Source organism: Streptomyces sp. NPDC002209 (assembly GCF_042890265.1).
GTDB lineage: Bacteria > Actinomycetota > Actinomycetes > Streptomycetales > Streptomycetaceae > Streptomyces.
On the sequence record NZ_JBIARX010000020.1, the window covers coordinates 79,696 to 94,040 of the forward strand.

Here is a 14,345-nt window from a genome sequence, read left to right on the forward strand (position 1 = left end):
ACTGGACGGCCGCCTGGTGGGGGCGGCGGCACGTCGGCAGAGGCTATCGGATGAAAGGAAGCCGGGGTTCACCACCCGTTTACTCCCCGATAAGCCGAATATTCCGGGGCCTCGGGCCCTGGCGCGATCATCATTGACGATCACGCCCAGGTACCACAAACCGCCTGGATGTTAGGGTGAAACGTCTTGTGGAACCCTCGGAACAGCCGAGCGGGAGGAGGTGGGTCGATGACCGTCGCAGTGGTCGCTGCCGAGCGCGGCGAACTCCGGTTCATCCCCTCTTCCTTCCGGGCGTCCGGCCAGGCCTGATCACACCGATCCGCCGCGTCGGCCGGAGCCCCTCTCTCCAAGGGTTCACGTTGACCGACATCACTGGTGACAAGAACAACACCGACCACACCCGCATCGCCTGGCGCACCCGGCCCGAGACCCCGGCCGACGCGGCCGCCGTGCGGGCCGTCAACCTCGCGGCGTTCGAGACCCCGCTGGAGGCAGACCTCGTGGACGCGCTGCGCGCGGACGCCTCCTGGCTGCCGGGGCTGTCGTACGTGGCCGAGGCCCCGGACGGGTCGGTGGCGGCGCACGCCCTGCTGACCCGCTGCGAGGTCGGCGGGGCCCCGGCCCTTGCCCTCGCTCCGGTCGCGGCCCACCCCGCGCACCAGCGCTCGGGCGCCGGCAGCTCGGTCGTACGGGCACTGCTCGCGGCGGCCGAGGAGCAGGGAGAGGCTCTCGTCCTGGTCCTCGGGCATCCGTCTTACTATCCGCGCTTCGGCTTCGTACCGGCTTCGCGGTTCGGGATCCGGGCGCCGTTCGAGGTGCCCGACGAGGCGATGATGGCGCTGGTGCTGGACGCCTCCGTGCCCGTCGCGCAGGGCACCATCGCCTACCCGGCGCCCTTCGGGATCTGACCGCTCGTGTGATCTGCCCCTCGCCGCTTACCACGCGGCGGGGGCGGACATGCGCGGATCACCGAAGTGGGGACAAGCCTCTTTTGTACGGCAGACTGAAGGTCGAAGTCCGAAGCGAAGGATGGGTATGCCGACCACACCAGCCACCGCCGCGAACACCGCGTCCCCCGGCACCGGCACTCAGGAACCGATCATGCTCGAACTGGTCGATGAGTCCGGCAACACCATCGGCACGGCGGAGAAGCTCTCCGCCCATCAGGCGCCCGGTCTGCTGCACCGGGCCTTCTCCGTGTTCCTCTTCGACGAGCAGGGCCGCCTGCTGCTCCAGCAGCGCGCCCTCGGGAAGTACCACTCCCCCGGCGTCTGGTCGAACACCTGCTGCGGCCACCCCTACCCCGGGGAGTCCCCGTTCGCGGCGGCGGCCCGGCGGACCTACGAGGAGCTGGGCCTGTCGCCCTCGCTGCTCGCGGAGGCGGGGACCGTCCGCTACAACCACCCGGACCCCGCGTCGGGTCTGGTGGAGCAGGAGTACAACCACCTGTTCGTGGGACTGGCCCAGGCGCAGCTGCGACCGGATCCGGAGGAGGTCGGCGACACCGCGTTCGTCACCGCCGGGGAACTGGCCGAGCGGCACGCCGAGGCGCCGTTCTCCGCCTGGTTCATGACCGTGCTGGACGCGGCCCGGCCCGCGATCCGGGAACTGACCGGTGATGCCGCGGGCTGGTAGCCCGTACGCCCTCTCAGACCGCGGGTGCGGCGAGCGGCAGGGCCGCCCAGATGACCTTGCCGCCCGTCGAGGTGTGCTCGACGTCGCAGACCCCGCCGGACTCGAGGGTGATCTCGCGCACCAGGAGCAGGCCCCGGCCGCCGGTCTGCCCGAAATCCGCCTCCAGCGCCTTGGGGCGGTACGGGTGGTTGTCCTCGACGGCCACCCGTACCCACTCCCGGCCGATGGCGACCTCGACCGCGACCTGCGGCGAGAGCAGGGCCGCGTGCCGGACCGAGTTCGTCACCAGTTCGGAGACGATCAGCAGCAGGGAGTACACCAGGTCCCGGTGGGCCGGGACGCCCTGGCGGCCGAGCAGGTCGCGGACGGCGCGGCGGGCCTGCGGAACGGATTCTTCTACAGCGGGCACGGTGAACCGCCACACGCCTTCGTACGCGAGGGGGTCGGCCGGCGCCTCCGGCTCACCCTCCTTGGCTGGCGGGACGCTCCCGCTGACATCCATCTTCCGGCCCCCGTCTTCACGCTCGATCGTCTCCACGCGTCCAGAGTGGGGAACGGGCTGGTCCGGACCGGACCCCTGACCAGAAGTCAGCGTCAATCGGACGCTTTCTGACCGTTGGCGTATGACAGCGTCAGTTGTGCGACTGTTCCTGATCTTCTGCGGGACCCTTCTCGGCCGCGGCACCCGCCCCGCCCGCGGCCGCCGGAACCTCGTCTTCCCTGACCAAGCCCAGAATGCGCCGGGCGCTCATGCCCAGCACCAGCAGGCTCAGTCCGTCGAACAAGAGGGCGAGGGAGAAGAAGGTTCCGATCACGTAGAGACTGTTGCCCGGCCAGTTGGAGAGGATCAGGAAGCCAAGCAGGATGCCGAAGGCTCCCTGGACCAGGTTCAGCCACAGGTGCGACCCACGCACGACCAGGCCCCCGACCAGCCGGAACAGCCCGCCGATGAGGAAGAACAGCGCGGCGAACATCGTCAGCGCCTCGGCGCTCGCCTCGGGCCGGCGCAGGATCACGAAACCGGCGGCGATGTTGATCGCGGCGACGACGACGGCGAGCCAGAAGTGGTTGCTCCTGCGGGACTGGAACGCCTGGACCAGGCCCACCAGTCCGCCGGCCAGCAGCAGCCAGCCGAACAGGAACATCGTGGTCAACGTGGCGAAGGCGGCGTAGAACAGACCCACCAGTCCGGCCACCACCAGGAGCAGCCCGAGCACGGCCAGCAGCCCGAAACTCCGCTTGAGCCGCTTCCTGTCCCCGGCACCAGCCCCGGCCCCGGCCCCGGAACGGTCTGCGCCCATGGTCGTGCCACCTTTCAGCACCCCCCGGACGGACTCCCCTTGATCATAGGTTCGGGCGACCGGGATAGCATCCGGCGCATGGACGCAGCGCTCTTGCACACGGTCGCCGACGGGGTCGCCACGGTCGTCATCTCGCATCCCGCCAAGCGCAACGCCATGACCGCGGCGATGTGGCGGGCCCTGCCGGAGGTACTGGACGGGCTCGCGGCCGACCCGGCCGTACGGGTGCTCGTCCTGACCGGGGCCGGGCCGACCTTCTGCGCCGGGGCCGACATCTCCTCCCTGACCGGGGACGAGGACCCGCAGGCGCTGGCCGTGGCGGCGGAAGAGGCCCTGGCCGCCTTCCCCAAGCCGACGCTCGCCGCGATCCGCGGGTTCTGCGTGGGCGGCGGCAGCCAGCTGGCCGCGGCCTGCGATCTGCGCTTCGCGGAGGAGGGGGCGTCCTTCGGGGTGACCCCGGCGAGGCTGGGCATCGTCTACGCCGCGTCCTCGACCCGCCGGCTGGCCGCGCTGGTCGGCCCCGCGGTGGCCAAGTACCTGCTGTTCTCCGCGGAGTTGATCGACGCGGAGCACGCGTTGCGCGCGGGCTTCCTGAACGAGCTGCTGCCGGCCGGGCAACTGGACAAGCGCATCGCGGACTTCGCCCGCATCCTGACCACCCGCTCGCAGCTGACGCAGGCCTCGGCCAAGGAGTTCGCGGACGGGCGCACGGACCGGGACGGGTACTGGGCGCAGCAGGCGGCCGGCAGCGGCGACACCGCGGAGGGCGTCGCCGCGTTCCTGGAACGCCGTGCCCCGTCGTTCGGCTGGACTACCGGGGGCCGAGCGGGTTGACCGCGCGCAGCCGCGCCACGATCCCGGCCGGGGCCTTGTCCGGCGAGCCGGAGTCGTAGGGCGGCTGGGGGTCGTACTCGGTCATCAGCTGGACGGTCTGGGCGTACTCGTCGCCGGCGATGAGGCCGAGGAGGCCGAGGCCCATGTCGATGCCGGAGGACACCCCGGCGGCGGTGACGTACTTCCCGTCGTACACGACGCGCTCTGCGGTGGGTTCGGCGCCGAAGGCGGGCAGCCGGTCCAGGTAGAGCCAGTGGCTCGCGGCCCGCCGCCCCTTGAGCAGCCCGGCGGCGGCCAGGAGGAGCGAGCCGGTGCAGACGGAGGTGGTCCAGGTGGTGGTGGCGTCGACGGCGCGCAGCCAGTCGACGACGGCCGGGTTCTCCATCTCCAGCTCGGGGTGGGGGCCGCCCGGCACGATGACGATGTCGGGCCGGGTCACCTCGTCGAGCCCCTTGTCGGCGACGAGCGCGAGCGCCCCGTTGTCGGTCCGCACCGGCCCGGGCCGCTCCGAGACGAACACGACCTCGGCGTCGGGGAGCCGCCCGAGGGTGTCGAAGGGACCGATGGCGTCGAGCGCGGTGAACCGGTCGTAGAGCAGGACTGCGATCTGCATGTTTCCTCCAGAGTGGTGAACGTTGCGGCCCCGCCGGCGTTCGCGGCGGGTGGGTCGTCGCTCATGTGCGGTCGGGACCGAAGCGGCGGCGGTATTCGGCCGGGGGCTGGCCCAGGGTCTTCACGAAGGCCCGCCGGAGGGCCTCCGGCGTGCCGTACCCGCAGGCCCGGGAGATCTGGGCGACCCCGTCCCCCGTGTCCTCCAGGAGGCGCCGCGCGTGCTCCACCCGCACCCGCTCCACGTAGCGCCCCGGCGTCAGCCCGGTCTCCGCCTGGAAGGCACGCGCGAAGTGCCGGGGCGAGAGCCTCGCCCGCGCCGCCAGGGACTCCACGCTCAGGTCCGCCCCCGGGTGCTCCGTGATCCACTGCTGCACCTCCCGCAGCGGGTCCCGCTGCGCGGTCTGCGCCGCCAGCTGCGCGCTGAACTGCGCCTGGTTCCCGGGCCTGCGCAGGAACACCACCAGGTGCCGCGCGATGTCCAGCGCGAGCTCCCGGCCGTGGTCCTCCTCCACCAGCGCCAGCGCGAGGTCGATCCCCGCCGTGACCCCGGCCGAGGTGGCCACCCGGCCGTCCCGTACGTAGATCGGGTCCGGTTCGACCGTGACCTTCGGGTAGTCCCGGGCCATCTGCTCGCAGGCGTACCAGTGCGTCGTGGCCCGCCGCCCGTCCAGCAGCCCGGCCTCGGCCAGCAGCAGCCCGCCCGTGCACACGGAGACCAGCCGCTGCGCGCCTTCCCCGTACGCGCGGAGCCACTCGGTGAGCCGGGGCTCGAAGTCCCCCCGGTACTGCCCGCCCGGCACCAGCAGGGTGGTGCCCGCCCCCGGCCGTTCGCCCTCCAGGTCCCCGTCCGGCACCAGCGCGAGCCCGCTGCTCGTCCGTACGGGCGCCCCGCCCGGGGAGACCGTACGGATCGCGTACCCGCCCGCCGCCCGGCCCGGGAAGCGGCCGACCGCGGCGAACACCTCCACGGGCCCGGTCACGTCCAGGCTCTGCACGCCGTCGTAGAGGACGACGAGCACGTTTCGCAACGACATGAACCCATGGTGTGACGCCGTGCCCATGGCCGCAATGACGCTCATCCCACCTTTACGGCCATGCCCCGCGGCGCGGATAGGATCGACGGACCATGACTGCAACCCTCGTCGCCAAGAACCTCACCGCCGCGCACGGTGAGCGCACGCTCTTCGCCGATCTCGACCTCGTCGTCGCCCCCGGTGACGTCATCGGCCTCGTCGGCGTCAACGGCGCCGGGAAGTCCACCCTGCTGCGCCTGCTCGCCGGCCTGGACACGCCCGAGACCGGTGAGCTGCGGCTCTCCCCGCCCACCGCCGCCGTCGGCCACCTCCCCCAGGAGCCCGAGCGGCGCCCCGAAGAGTCCGTCCGGGACTTCCTGGCCCGCCGGACGGGCGTCGCCGCCGCCCAGGCGGCGCTGGACGCGGCGACCCAGGGCCTGGTCGACGGGACCCCGGGCGCGGACGACGCGTACGCGACGACCCTGGACCAGTGGCTGAACCTCGGCGGCGCCGACCTCGACGAGCGGGCCCAGGAGGTCGCCGACGAGCTCGGGCTGGCCGTGAGCCTGGACCTGCCGATGACCGCACTGTCCGGCGGCCAGGCGGCCCGCGCGGGCCTCGCCTCACTGCTGCTCTCCCGCTACGACGTCTTCCTGCTCGACGAGCCGACCAACGACCTGGACCTGGAGGGTCTGGAGCGCCTGGAGCGGTTCGTGAAGGGCCTGCGCGCGGGAACGGTCGTGATCAGCCACGACCGCGAGTTCCTGACCCGGACGGTCACCAAGGTCCTCGAACTCGACCTGGCGCAGCAGCAGATCAACCTCTACGGCGGCGGCTACGACGCCTATCTGGAGGAGCGCGAGCGGGCCCGTACCCACGCGCGCGAGGAGTTCGACGAGTACGCGGGCAAGAAGGCGGCCCTGGAGGGCCGCGCCCAGATGCAGCGCAACTGGATGGACAAGGGCGTCCGCAACGCCCGCCGCAAGGCGAGCGACAACGACAAGATCGGCAAGAACCTGCGGGGCGAGTCCAGCGAGAAGCAGGCCGCCAAGGCCCGCCAGACGCAGCGCGCCATCGAGCGGCTCGAGGTCGTCGACGAGCCCCGCAAGGAGTGGGAGCTGCGCATGGAGATCGCGGCGGCGCCGCGCTCCGGCTCGGTCGTGGCCACCCTGAACGAGGCGGCCGTGCGGCGCGGGGACTTCGCGTTCGGCCCGGCCAGCCTGCAGATCGACTGGGCGGACCGGGTCGCGATCACCGGCGCCAACGGCGCGGGCAAGTCCACCCTGCTCGCCGTGCTCCTCGGCCGGCTGGTACCCGACTCCGGTGCGGCCACGCTCGGTTCGGGCGTGCTGATCGGCGAGGTGGACCAGGCGCGCGGGCTCTTCCTCGGGGACGAGCCGCTGCTGGAGGCCTTCTGCGCGGCGGTCCCGGACACCGAGCCGGCCGAAGTGCGGACGCTGCTGGCGAAGTTCGGCCTGAAGGCCGTGCACGTGCTGCGCCCGGCGGCCACGCTGTCCCCCGGCGAGCGCACCCGGGCGGCCCTGGCGCTGCTCCAGGGCCGCGGGGTGAACCTGCTGGTGCTGGACGAGCCCACGAACCACCTGGACCTTCCGGCGATCGAACAGCTGGAGTCGGCCCTGGAGGCCTACGAGGGCACCCTGCTGCTGGTCACGCACGACCGCCGGATGCTGGACGCGGTGCACGTGACGCGCCGCCTGGAGGTCGCGGACGGCAAGGTCACCGAGCTGTAGGCCGTGCCCGCAGGCCTACTGCTGCTGCGGCGGGCGGCGCTTGCGGGGCAGCCTCTCGGCCACGAAACCCCGTGGCAGGTGCCGTGCGGCGAGTGCGTACGCCTGGTAGCGCCGGCCGGTGATGCTCACCGGCCGGCGCAGGGCCAGGTCCCGCAGCGCCTTGGCCACGACGGCCTCGGGCTCCAGCCACACCGCCTCGCGCAGGGCGCTGACGTCCATCCCGGCCCGCGCCTGGAACTCGGTGCGGGTGAACCCCGGGACCACCGCGAGCACCCGGACCCCGTACGGCGCCATGTCCACCCGCAGGGACTCGCTGAACGCCGTGACCCAGGCCTTGGCGGCCCCGTACGTCCCGGTCGGCAGCAGTCCCGCCACCGAGGAGACGTTCACCACCGCGCCCCGGCGGCGTTCGCGCAGCCGGGGCAGCAGGGCGTGGGTGAGCCGCAGCGGGACCTTCACCAGCAGGTCGAGCATCCGCTCCTCGTCCTCGACCGGGCTGTACGGGAACGGCGCGGGGAGCCCGAAGCCGGCGTTGTTGACCAGGATGTCCACGGGCCGGTCCCGGTCGGCGAGGCGCTCGGCGACGGCCGTGCAGTCCGCATCGTCCAGCAGATCGGCGGGCAGCACCTCGCTCGCCGTGCCGAACTCCCGGCCGAGCTCGCGGGCCACGGCCTCGAGGCGGTCCTTGTCGCGGGCGACCAGGACGAGGTCGCAGCCCTTGGCCGCGAAGCCGCGGGCGAAGGCGGCGCCGAGTCCGGCACTGGCCCCGGTGATCAGAACGGTGGTCAAGAGAACGTCACTTCCTACGGTCGTTCAGGGTTCAGGCCCTCAGGTGCTCAGATCCCCGGGGGCTGCACTGCGTTCGGGCGTTCCGGGGTGAAGTCCGTGGTCGCCGGGGAGCCGTAGGCCTGCGCCACGTCGACCAGGAACCGGGCCTCGTCGTCCAGGTCGCCGCCCTCGGCGGAGGTCTGCATCGCGGCCGGCAGCTCCCAGGCCGCGTCCTCCCCCGGCTGTCCGGGCCGTCCGGCGAGCTTCGCCTCCCGCGCCTCCTTCAGTACGCAGGCCAGCGCGGCCGCGGTGCGCCGCTGCTCGGGGATCCCGTGCCCCGTGACATGGCTGCGGGCGAGTTCCCAGGCGCCCGGGGCGACGTACTCGCCGAGGATCAGGATCGCGTCGCGGGTCTCGATCACCTTGCGGTACACCAGCAGGTTGCGCGGGACCGGCGGCCACAGCAGCTCCACGACCCGGCCGGCCCGCGGCTTGGTGAGGGCGACGTGCGGGACGGCCTGGACCAGGTCGTGCCACAGCGGCCACAGCCGCCAGGCGGTGGCGATGTCGGCGCTCGTGCGGCGCAGCACGAACAGCGTCGGCACGAGGATCGCGGCGGCGCGCAGCAGCCCGTGCAGGTTCATCATCAGCGGCAGGGCGGGCATCGCCCAGGTGCTGCCGAACAGGGCCTTGAGGAGGTACACGAACCAGAACAGGCCGGCGAGTGCGGTGCCGAGGCCGAAGAGGCGCAGCCCGGCGGCGAGGCCCCTGCTCTCGCTGCGCCGGCTGTAGCGCCAGCAGAGGGAGACACAGGTGGTGTTGGCGAGGAGGTGCGCGGAGATCAGGAACAGCCAGTACGCCAGGGAGGGCACCGGATCGCCCTGCGGCGGGATGGTGTGCGTGCCGTGCGCGGGAGCGGCGGTGTCCAGCACCACGAGGACGGTCAGCCAGGCCACCGTGCCCGTCCAGGCGGCGAGTTGGAGGACCCGGCCGCGGGTGGCGGCGGCGACGAAGTAGAGCACGGTGCCCGCGGAGAGCACGCCGATGAGGTTGCGCACGAGCCCGACGGTGTGCGCGTAGTGCGGGTCGCGCATCGCGTACGTGACGACGTCAGGGAGGTTCAGGGTCATCGCGGCGGCGGCGGTGGCGACGGCGAGCCACAGGCCGCGCTGCTGCGGGGAGCGCAGGGCGGCCGGGGCACGCAGCAGGACCGCGGTCCAGAGGCAGACCACGCTCGGCACGGCGAGCCAGTCGCCGGCGGCGGTGAGCTCAGCGGCGCCCATGGTTCCCCCGCCCGTAGCCCATGGCGGATTCCAGCCAGGCCAGGGTGCCACGGGGTGCGGCGGCGGACTGCGGGCAGGGGCCCGTCGTACGGATGCGGATCATGCTGGCGAGCATCTCCGCCTCCCGCTCCTGGCTGGTGGTGTAGTTGGTGCGGCCGAGGACGACCGGAGCCTGCCCGTCGGTGTCCTGCGCCTCCAGGGAGTGGTGGCCGAACAGGATGTGCCCGAGCTCGTGGAGCACGATGTGCTCGCGGTGGAGCGGGGTGGTCTGGGCCTCGTAGAAGACGTAGTCGACGGTGGCCGTGCCCACCCACAGCCCGCAGACCCCGGATTCCGCCGCTTCCTTGGGGAGCGGGTGCAGCCGGATGGGGCGCCCGCGCTGCTCGGCGATCCGGTTGCACAACCCTTCGAGGGAGAAGGGATGCGTCAGATCCAGATGGCCGAGAATCTTCTCGCACCGTTTCCGGAGGCTGGGTTGCGAGTGGGGCATGTGATCCCTCTTCGGACCCTTTCGCGGGCAGCGTCGGTAGGCGTGCGTGGGCGTGGGCATGGCGTCCTGTGCCTTCAAGGCGGCCTCGGGGAGTGGGGGTCCTGAGGGGAGAAACGGAAGCCCGTTCACCAGTCGGCGAACGGGCGTTCCACCATGCCTACAGATCTTGTACGGGAGTTCGCAAGGCAGCTGCCCAGGTGGGGTGCCTATTCGGCCACCCCGCAACCCGCCCCACCGCCCGCCGGTGGCCACAACCGCACCCCCGGCGCTCCCCCGCCGCCCGGGTCCCCCGGCCGGATGCCGGGGAACCACGCGCGCTAGCGCTTGCGGCGGTCCTCGGGGGCGCCGGTGAGGCCGGCGCGGCGGAGGGCGTCCGCCATCGCGCTGTTGGCCGGGGCCGGGGAGCCGCTGCCGCCCTGGCCGCCCTGGCGCTGGCCGCCCTGGCCGCCGCCCTGGCGCTGGCCGCCGCCCTGGCGCTGGCCGCCTCCGCCCTGGCCGCCTCCGCGCTGCTGCGGGGGACGGCCGCCGCCGCGCCGGTCCTGCCCCTGGCGGTCCTCGCGCTGGCGGGGTGCGCCCGCCGAGCGGTCGGCCTCGTCCTCCAGCCGCAGGGTCAGCGAGATCCGCTTGCGCGGGATGTCCACGTCCATGACCTTCACGCGGACGATGTCGCCCGGCTTGACCACGTCCCGCGGGTCCTTGACGAAGTTCTTCGACAGCGCCGAGACGTGGGCCAGCCCGTCCTGGTGGACGCCGATGTCGATGAACGCGCCGAACGCGGCCACATTGGTGACCACTCCCTCCAGGATCATCCCGGGCGCCAGGTCGCCGATCTTCTCGACGCCCTCCTTGAAGGTGGCCGTCTTGAAGGCCGGCCGCGGGTCGCGCCCCGGCTTCTCCAGCTCGCGCAGGATGTCCGTGACGGTCGGCAGGCCGAAGGCCTCCGTGACGAACTGCTCCGGCCGCAGCGAGCGCAGCACGTCGCCGTTGCCGATCAGCGCCGCCACCTCGCTGCCCGCCGTCTTGGCCATGCCGCGGACCACCGGGTAGGCCTCGGGGTGCACGCTGGAGAAGTCCAGCGGGTCGTCCCCGCCGCGGATCCGCAGGAAGCCCGCGCACTGCTCGTACGCCTTCGGGCCGAGCCGGGCCACGTCCTTGAGCGCCTTGCGGCTGCGGAAAGGGCCGTTGGCGTCGCGGTGGGCCACGATGTTCTCGGCGAGTCCGCCGCTGATGCCCGACACCCGCGAGAGCAGGGGCGCGGAGGCGGTGTTGACGTCCACGCCGACGCCGTTCACACAGTCCTCGACCACCGCGTCGAGCGAGCGCGAGAGCTTCACCTCGGAGAGGTCGTGCTGGTACTGGCCGACGCCGATCGACTTGGGGTCGATCTTGACGAGCTCGGCGAGCGGGTCCTGGAGGCGGCGGGCGATGGAGACCGCGCCGCGCAGCGACACGTCCATGTCCGGGAGTTCCTGCGAGGCGAAGGCGGAGGCCGAGTACACGGAGGCGCCCGCCTCGGACACCATCACCTTGGTGAGCTTCAGCTCGGGGTGGCGGGTGATCAGGTCCCCGGCGAGCTTGTCCGTCTCGCGCGAGGCGGTGCCGTTGCCGATGGCGACCAGCTCGACAGCGTGCTCCTTCGCGAGGCGGGCCAGCTTGGCGAGGGACTCGTCCCACTTGTTGGCGGGGACGTGCGGGTAGATCACGTCCGTGGCCACGACCTTGCCGGTGGCGTCCACGACGGCGACCTTCACGCCGGTGCGGAAGCCCGGGTCGAGGCCGAGCGTGGCCCGGGTGCCGGCGGGGGCCGCGAGCAGCAGATCGCGCAGGTTGGCGGCGAAGACCCGGACGGCCTCGTCCTCGGCGGCGGCGCGCAGCCGCATCCGCAGGTCGATGCCGAGGTGCACCTGGATCTTCGTACGCCAGGCCCAGCGGACGGTGTCGGCCAGCCACTTGTCGCCGGGGCGGCCGTGTTCGCTGGGGGCCGCGACGCCGAAGCGGCGCGCGACCATGCCCTCGTACGTGGACGGGCCGGGCGTCTCGCTCGGCTCCTCCGGCTCCAGGGTGAGGTCGAGGACGTCCTCCTTCTCGCCGCGCAGCATGGCGAGGACGCGGTGCGAGGGCAGCGCGGTGAAGGGCTCGGCGAATTCGAAGTAGTCGGCGAACTTGGCGCCCGCCTCCTCCTTGCCCTCGCGGACCTTCGCGGCGAGCCGGCCGCGGCCCCACATGCGCTCGCGCAGCTCGCCGATCAGGTCGGCGTCCTCGGCGAACCGCTCCGTGAGGATGGCGCGGGCGCCCTCCAGGGCCGCGGCCGGGTCCGCGACGCCCTTGTCGGCGTCGACGAACGCGGCCGCGGCGGCGGCCGGATCCACCGACGGGTCGGCCAGCAGGCCTTCGGCGAGCGGCTCCAAGCCGGCCTCGCGGGCGATCTGCGCCTTGGTGCGCCGCTTGGGCTTGAAGGGGAGGTAGATGTCCTCCAGCCGGGCCTTGGTGTCGGCCGCGTTGATCCGGGCCTCCAGCTCGGCGTCGAGCTTGCCCTGCTCCCGTACGGAGTCCAGGATCGCCGCGCGGCGGTCTTCGAGCTCGCGCAGGTACCGCAGCCGCTCCTCGAGGGTGCGCAGCTGGGCGTCGTCGAGCATCTCGGTCGCTTCCTTGCGGTAGCGCGCGATGAACGGCACGGTGGAGCCGCCGTCGAGCAGCTCGACGGCGGCCTTGACCTGCCGTTCCCGTACGCCGAGCTCCTCGGCGATCCTGCCTTCGATGGACATCGTCACGATCGGGTCCCGCCTGCCTTCGTTTGCACTGGAAGGCTGCCAATTGTGGCAGGTGGCGGTGACAGGGTCCGGGAGCCCCGCGCCCGGGCCCGCGGCGTGCTTCCTCAGGCCTTGCCGAAGGCGTCGGCGGGGAAGGCGCCGGCGGCGAGGGCCTTCATGACGAATCCGCCGCCGAGTTCGGCGAGGCGGGCCAGGCCGTCCGCGCCGAGGTGCTCGTACGGGGCTGCGTCGAGGCGGTCGGTGTCGGTCTCGAGGCGCTCGCGCACGGCCTTGCCCTCCTCGGTGAGCTCGCCGTCGGCGTCGAGGATCCCGCGCTCGCGCAGCCGGCCGGCGGCGGCGTCGAGGTCGGACTGCTCCCAGCCGCGGATGGCCTTGATCCACTTCGGGGTCATGCCGCGGCCGGTGGCGGTGTGGCTGACCAGGGCCTCCAGCGGGTCCAGCCCGGCGAGGAGCAGGGCGGCGAGGTGGCCGTCGCCGCGGTGCTCGCGCAGCAGGGTGGTGGCGTGCCACAGGCGCAGGTGCGGCTCCTCGGGCACGGGGAGGTCGGCGTGGGCGGCGTAGAGGGTCCGGGCGTGGCGGCTGCAGCCCTCGGTGGCGCGCAGGGCGAGGTCGGCGGCCTCGGCGAGTTCGGGGGACTCGACGGTCTCGTCGCCGAGCAGCCGGCGCAGGGTGCTGTCGGCGGCGCGCAGCCGGGCGTCGAGGGCCTGCCCGGGGGTGATCGTGTCCCAGACGGCGGGCAGGTGCCGGGCGACGAAGTCGTGGCGGTAGTTGTAGAAGGTGGCGGTGACCGTCCCGGCTCCGACGGCGCCCATGGCGGCGGAGCGCGAGGCGAGGTTCACGGCGGGCCGCTCGGTGACACCGAGGGCGGCGAACTCCTTGCCCAGGTCGGGCGAGAAGTAGATGGTCGCGTGCAGCGGGTTGATCGCTGCATGCCAACAGTTGCGGGCGGCGCGCACAGGAATCGTCATGCCGCCCAGGTTACCGACCGCTCAGTATGCCGGGTAGTCCGCACCCCTCACAGGACCGTGAAGGAAACGTGAGATTGGCAAGGGGTGCTTGGCCGGTGCGCCGTTGCCGCGCATAAGATCGAACCGATGCCAACGGGGAGGCGTGCACATGTCAGGAGATAGCGGTCAGGTGTCGGACCTGCAGGTGGCCATGCAGCTGAACCACGTGCCGGTCGACCCGAGCGGGCCGACGGGGCCGACCGGACCGGCCAAGCCGATGGGGCCCTTCGTTCCGGGCGGGTCCGGGGACTTCGCTTCGACGCCGGCCCAGAAGAAGGCCGCGGCGAACACGATCGAGACCGAGCTGGAGCCGGACACCAAGAAGGCGACCGAGTATGCGGACGCGGACACCGGCACCGCCCAGAAGGGTTTCGAGGGCTGGGAGACGGCCGCTGGCCTGAAGAAGGTGGCGGACACCTGGGACCAGCAGGTGAAGAGCCTGATGGGCCGTCTGGCTTCGGAGAAGACCGCACTGCGCGGCGCCTCGGGCATGTTCGCGAACAACGACAACGGCATCGGCAGCCAGTTCCTGACGACGCCGTCGAAGCTGCACGGCATCTCGCCGAACGGCCACTAGCCGAACGGCAACAGACGGCCCGCCACGGCCCGCCACGGCTCGTTGCGGCCCGCAGGGAAGCTGCCCTGCGGGCCGTCGCCGGCTCCGGGCAGGGACGCAGGCCGGCCGGCGCAACCCCGCCGCCGCACGCACTTTCTGGCCTTTCTTCGGCAGTTCCCCGCCCCGGGAACCGGCACCGTGCGCACCCGGATGCGGCTCTTCGGAGACGGTGAGCACCCGCCCGCAGCGCAGCCCGGACCCGGTGGAGCCGCCGGCCCGTGACGGCCGAATGGCGATCGTGTGACAGCAGGGGCCATGGACATG

Annotated in this window: 14 protein-coding genes; 5 read left to right on the top strand and 9 right to left on the bottom strand. The window is 72.7% G+C overall.

Going from position 1 to position 14,345, the window contains the following annotated elements; genetic code table 11:
- Nucleotides 1-359 precede the first annotated feature (359 nt).
- Nucleotides 360-908 (top strand): GNAT family N-acetyltransferase, encoded by a 549-nt coding sequence (locus ACFYXK_RS28910; protein ID WP_389413770.1) that lies wholly within the window; start codon nucleotides 360-362, stop codon nucleotides 906-908.
- A 127-nt stretch (nucleotides 909-1,035) separates the two neighbouring features.
- Nucleotides 1,036-1,635: an isopentenyl-diphosphate Delta-isomerase gene (idi, locus tag ACFYXK_RS28915; protein WP_389413771.1), complete on the top strand. Its 600-nt coding sequence runs from the start codon at nucleotides 1,036-1,038 to the stop codon at nucleotides 1,633-1,635.
- 13 nt (nucleotides 1,636-1,648) lie between these two features.
- Here the strand turns inward: idi and ACFYXK_RS28920 are convergent, their stop codons facing one another.
- Nucleotides 1,649-2,137, bottom strand: coding sequence for an ATP-binding protein (locus ACFYXK_RS28920; RefSeq protein ID WP_389413800.1), 489 nt, complete (start codon nucleotides 2,135-2,137; stop codon nucleotides 1,649-1,651).
- 130 nt (nucleotides 2,138-2,267) lie between these two features.
- Nucleotides 2,268-2,936, bottom strand: a complete 669-nt coding sequence (locus ACFYXK_RS28925) for an HdeD family acid-resistance protein (protein ID WP_389413772.1) — start codon at nucleotides 2,934-2,936, stop codon at nucleotides 2,268-2,270.
- A 78-nt stretch (nucleotides 2,937-3,014) separates the two neighbouring features.
- On the opposite strand from ACFYXK_RS28925, the gene ACFYXK_RS28930 reads away from it, so the two are divergent.
- Entirely contained in the window at nucleotides 3,015-3,770 is a 756-nt protein-coding gene (locus tag ACFYXK_RS28930; RefSeq protein ID WP_389413773.1) for an enoyl-CoA hydratase/isomerase family protein, read from the top strand.
- Here the strand turns inward: ACFYXK_RS28930 and ACFYXK_RS28935 are convergent.
- Nucleotides 3,748-4,383: a DJ-1/PfpI family protein gene (locus tag ACFYXK_RS28935; RefSeq protein WP_389413774.1), complete on the bottom strand. Its 636-nt coding sequence runs from the start codon at nucleotides 4,381-4,383 to the stop codon at nucleotides 3,748-3,750. The two genes, ACFYXK_RS28930 and ACFYXK_RS28935, sit on opposite strands and share 23 nt — an antisense overlap.
- A 61-nt stretch (nucleotides 4,384-4,444) precedes the next feature.
- Entirely contained in the window at nucleotides 4,445-5,416 is a 972-nt protein-coding gene (locus ACFYXK_RS28940) for a GlxA family transcriptional regulator (RefSeq protein WP_389413775.1), read from the bottom strand.
- A gap of 92 nt (nucleotides 5,417-5,508) precedes the next feature.
- Between ACFYXK_RS28940 and ACFYXK_RS28945 the strand changes: the two genes are divergently transcribed.
- Complete coding sequence (locus tag ACFYXK_RS28945) at nucleotides 5,509-7,146, top strand: ABC-F family ATP-binding cassette domain-containing protein (RefSeq protein WP_389413776.1); 1,638 nt, start codon at nucleotides 5,509-5,511, stop codon at nucleotides 7,144-7,146.
- A gap of 15 nt (nucleotides 7,147-7,161) precedes the next feature.
- Here ACFYXK_RS28945 and ACFYXK_RS28950 read toward each other — a convergent pair whose 3' ends face one another.
- The 5 genes from ACFYXK_RS28950 to ACFYXK_RS28970 form a co-directional block, all read right to left on the bottom strand.
- Complete coding sequence (locus ACFYXK_RS28950) at nucleotides 7,162-7,935, bottom strand: SDR family NAD(P)-dependent oxidoreductase (protein WP_383510483.1); 774 nt, start codon at nucleotides 7,933-7,935, stop codon at nucleotides 7,162-7,164.
- Between the two features lie 47 nt (nucleotides 7,936-7,982).
- On the bottom strand, nucleotides 7,983-9,197 hold the full coding sequence (locus ACFYXK_RS28955) for an MAB_1171c family putative transporter (protein WP_389413777.1): 1,215 nt from the start codon (nucleotides 9,195-9,197) through the stop codon (nucleotides 7,983-7,985).
- A complete protein-coding gene (locus ACFYXK_RS28960; protein WP_389413778.1) occupies nucleotides 9,184-9,687 on the bottom strand; it encodes a hypothetical protein in 504 nt (167 codons plus the stop codon). Before ACFYXK_RS28960 ends, ACFYXK_RS28955 begins: the two co-directional genes overlap by 14 nt.
- Before the next feature lie 317 nt (nucleotides 9,688-10,004).
- Nucleotides 10,005-12,458, bottom strand: a complete 2,454-nt coding sequence (locus ACFYXK_RS28965; RefSeq protein ID WP_389413779.1) for a Tex family protein — start codon at nucleotides 12,456-12,458, stop codon at nucleotides 10,005-10,007.
- A 104-nt stretch (nucleotides 12,459-12,562) separates the two neighbouring features.
- Entirely contained in the window at nucleotides 12,563-13,426 is an 864-nt protein-coding gene (locus ACFYXK_RS28970) for a hypothetical protein (protein WP_383510476.1), read from the bottom strand.
- A gap of 148 nt (nucleotides 13,427-13,574) precedes the next feature.
- Here ACFYXK_RS28970 and ACFYXK_RS28975 point away from each other — a divergent pair, with 148 nt between their 5' ends.
- Nucleotides 13,575-14,042 carry a hypothetical protein gene (locus ACFYXK_RS28975; protein WP_389413780.1) on the top strand — a complete coding sequence of 156 codons (468 nt, stop codon included), beginning with the start codon at nucleotides 13,575-13,577 and terminating at the stop codon, nucleotides 14,040-14,042.
- The last annotated feature ends 303 nt before the right edge of the window (nucleotides 14,043-14,345 follow it).

What these genes read in the sequence shown, in the direction of transcription:
- ACFYXK_RS28970 (WP_383510476.1), bottom strand. Translation starts at nt 13,426, where the DNA reads ATGACGATTCCTGTGCGCGCCGCCCGCAACTGTTGGCATGCAGCGATC.
- ACFYXK_RS28960 (WP_389413778.1), bottom strand. Translation starts at nt 9,687, where the DNA reads ATGCCCCACTCGCAACCCAGCCTCCGGAAACGGTGCGAGAAGATTCTC.
- ACFYXK_RS28930 (WP_389413773.1), top strand. Translation starts at nt 3,015, where the DNA reads ATGGACGCAGCGCTCTTGCACACGGTCGCCGACGGGGTCGCCACGGTC.
- ACFYXK_RS28925 (WP_389413772.1), bottom strand. Translation starts at nt 2,936, where the DNA reads ATGGGCGCAGACCGTTCCGGGGCCGGGGCCGGGGCTGGTGCCGGGGAC.
- ACFYXK_RS28920 (WP_389413800.1), bottom strand. Translation starts at nt 2,137, where the DNA reads ATGGATGTCAGCGGGAGCGTCCCGCCAGCCAAGGAGGGTGAGCCGGAG.
- ACFYXK_RS28940 (WP_389413775.1), bottom strand. Translation starts at nt 5,416, where the DNA reads ATGTCGTTGCGAAACGTGCTCGTCGTCCTCTACGACGGCGTGCAGAGC.
- ACFYXK_RS28945 (WP_389413776.1), top strand. Translation starts at nt 5,509, where the DNA reads ATGACTGCAACCCTCGTCGCCAAGAACCTCACCGCCGCGCACGGTGAG.
- ACFYXK_RS28935 (WP_389413774.1), bottom strand. Translation starts at nt 4,383, where the DNA reads ATGCAGATCGCAGTCCTGCTCTACGACCGGTTCACCGCGCTCGACGCC.
- ACFYXK_RS28975 (WP_389413780.1), top strand. Translation starts at nt 13,575, where the DNA reads ATGTCAGGAGATAGCGGTCAGGTGTCGGACCTGCAGGTGGCCATGCAG.
- ACFYXK_RS28955 (WP_389413777.1), bottom strand. Translation starts at nt 9,197, where the DNA reads ATGGGCGCCGCTGAGCTCACCGCCGCCGGCGACTGGCTCGCCGTGCCG.
- idi (WP_389413771.1), top strand. Translation starts at nt 1,036, where the DNA reads ATGCCGACCACACCAGCCACCGCCGCGAACACCGCGTCCCCCGGCACC.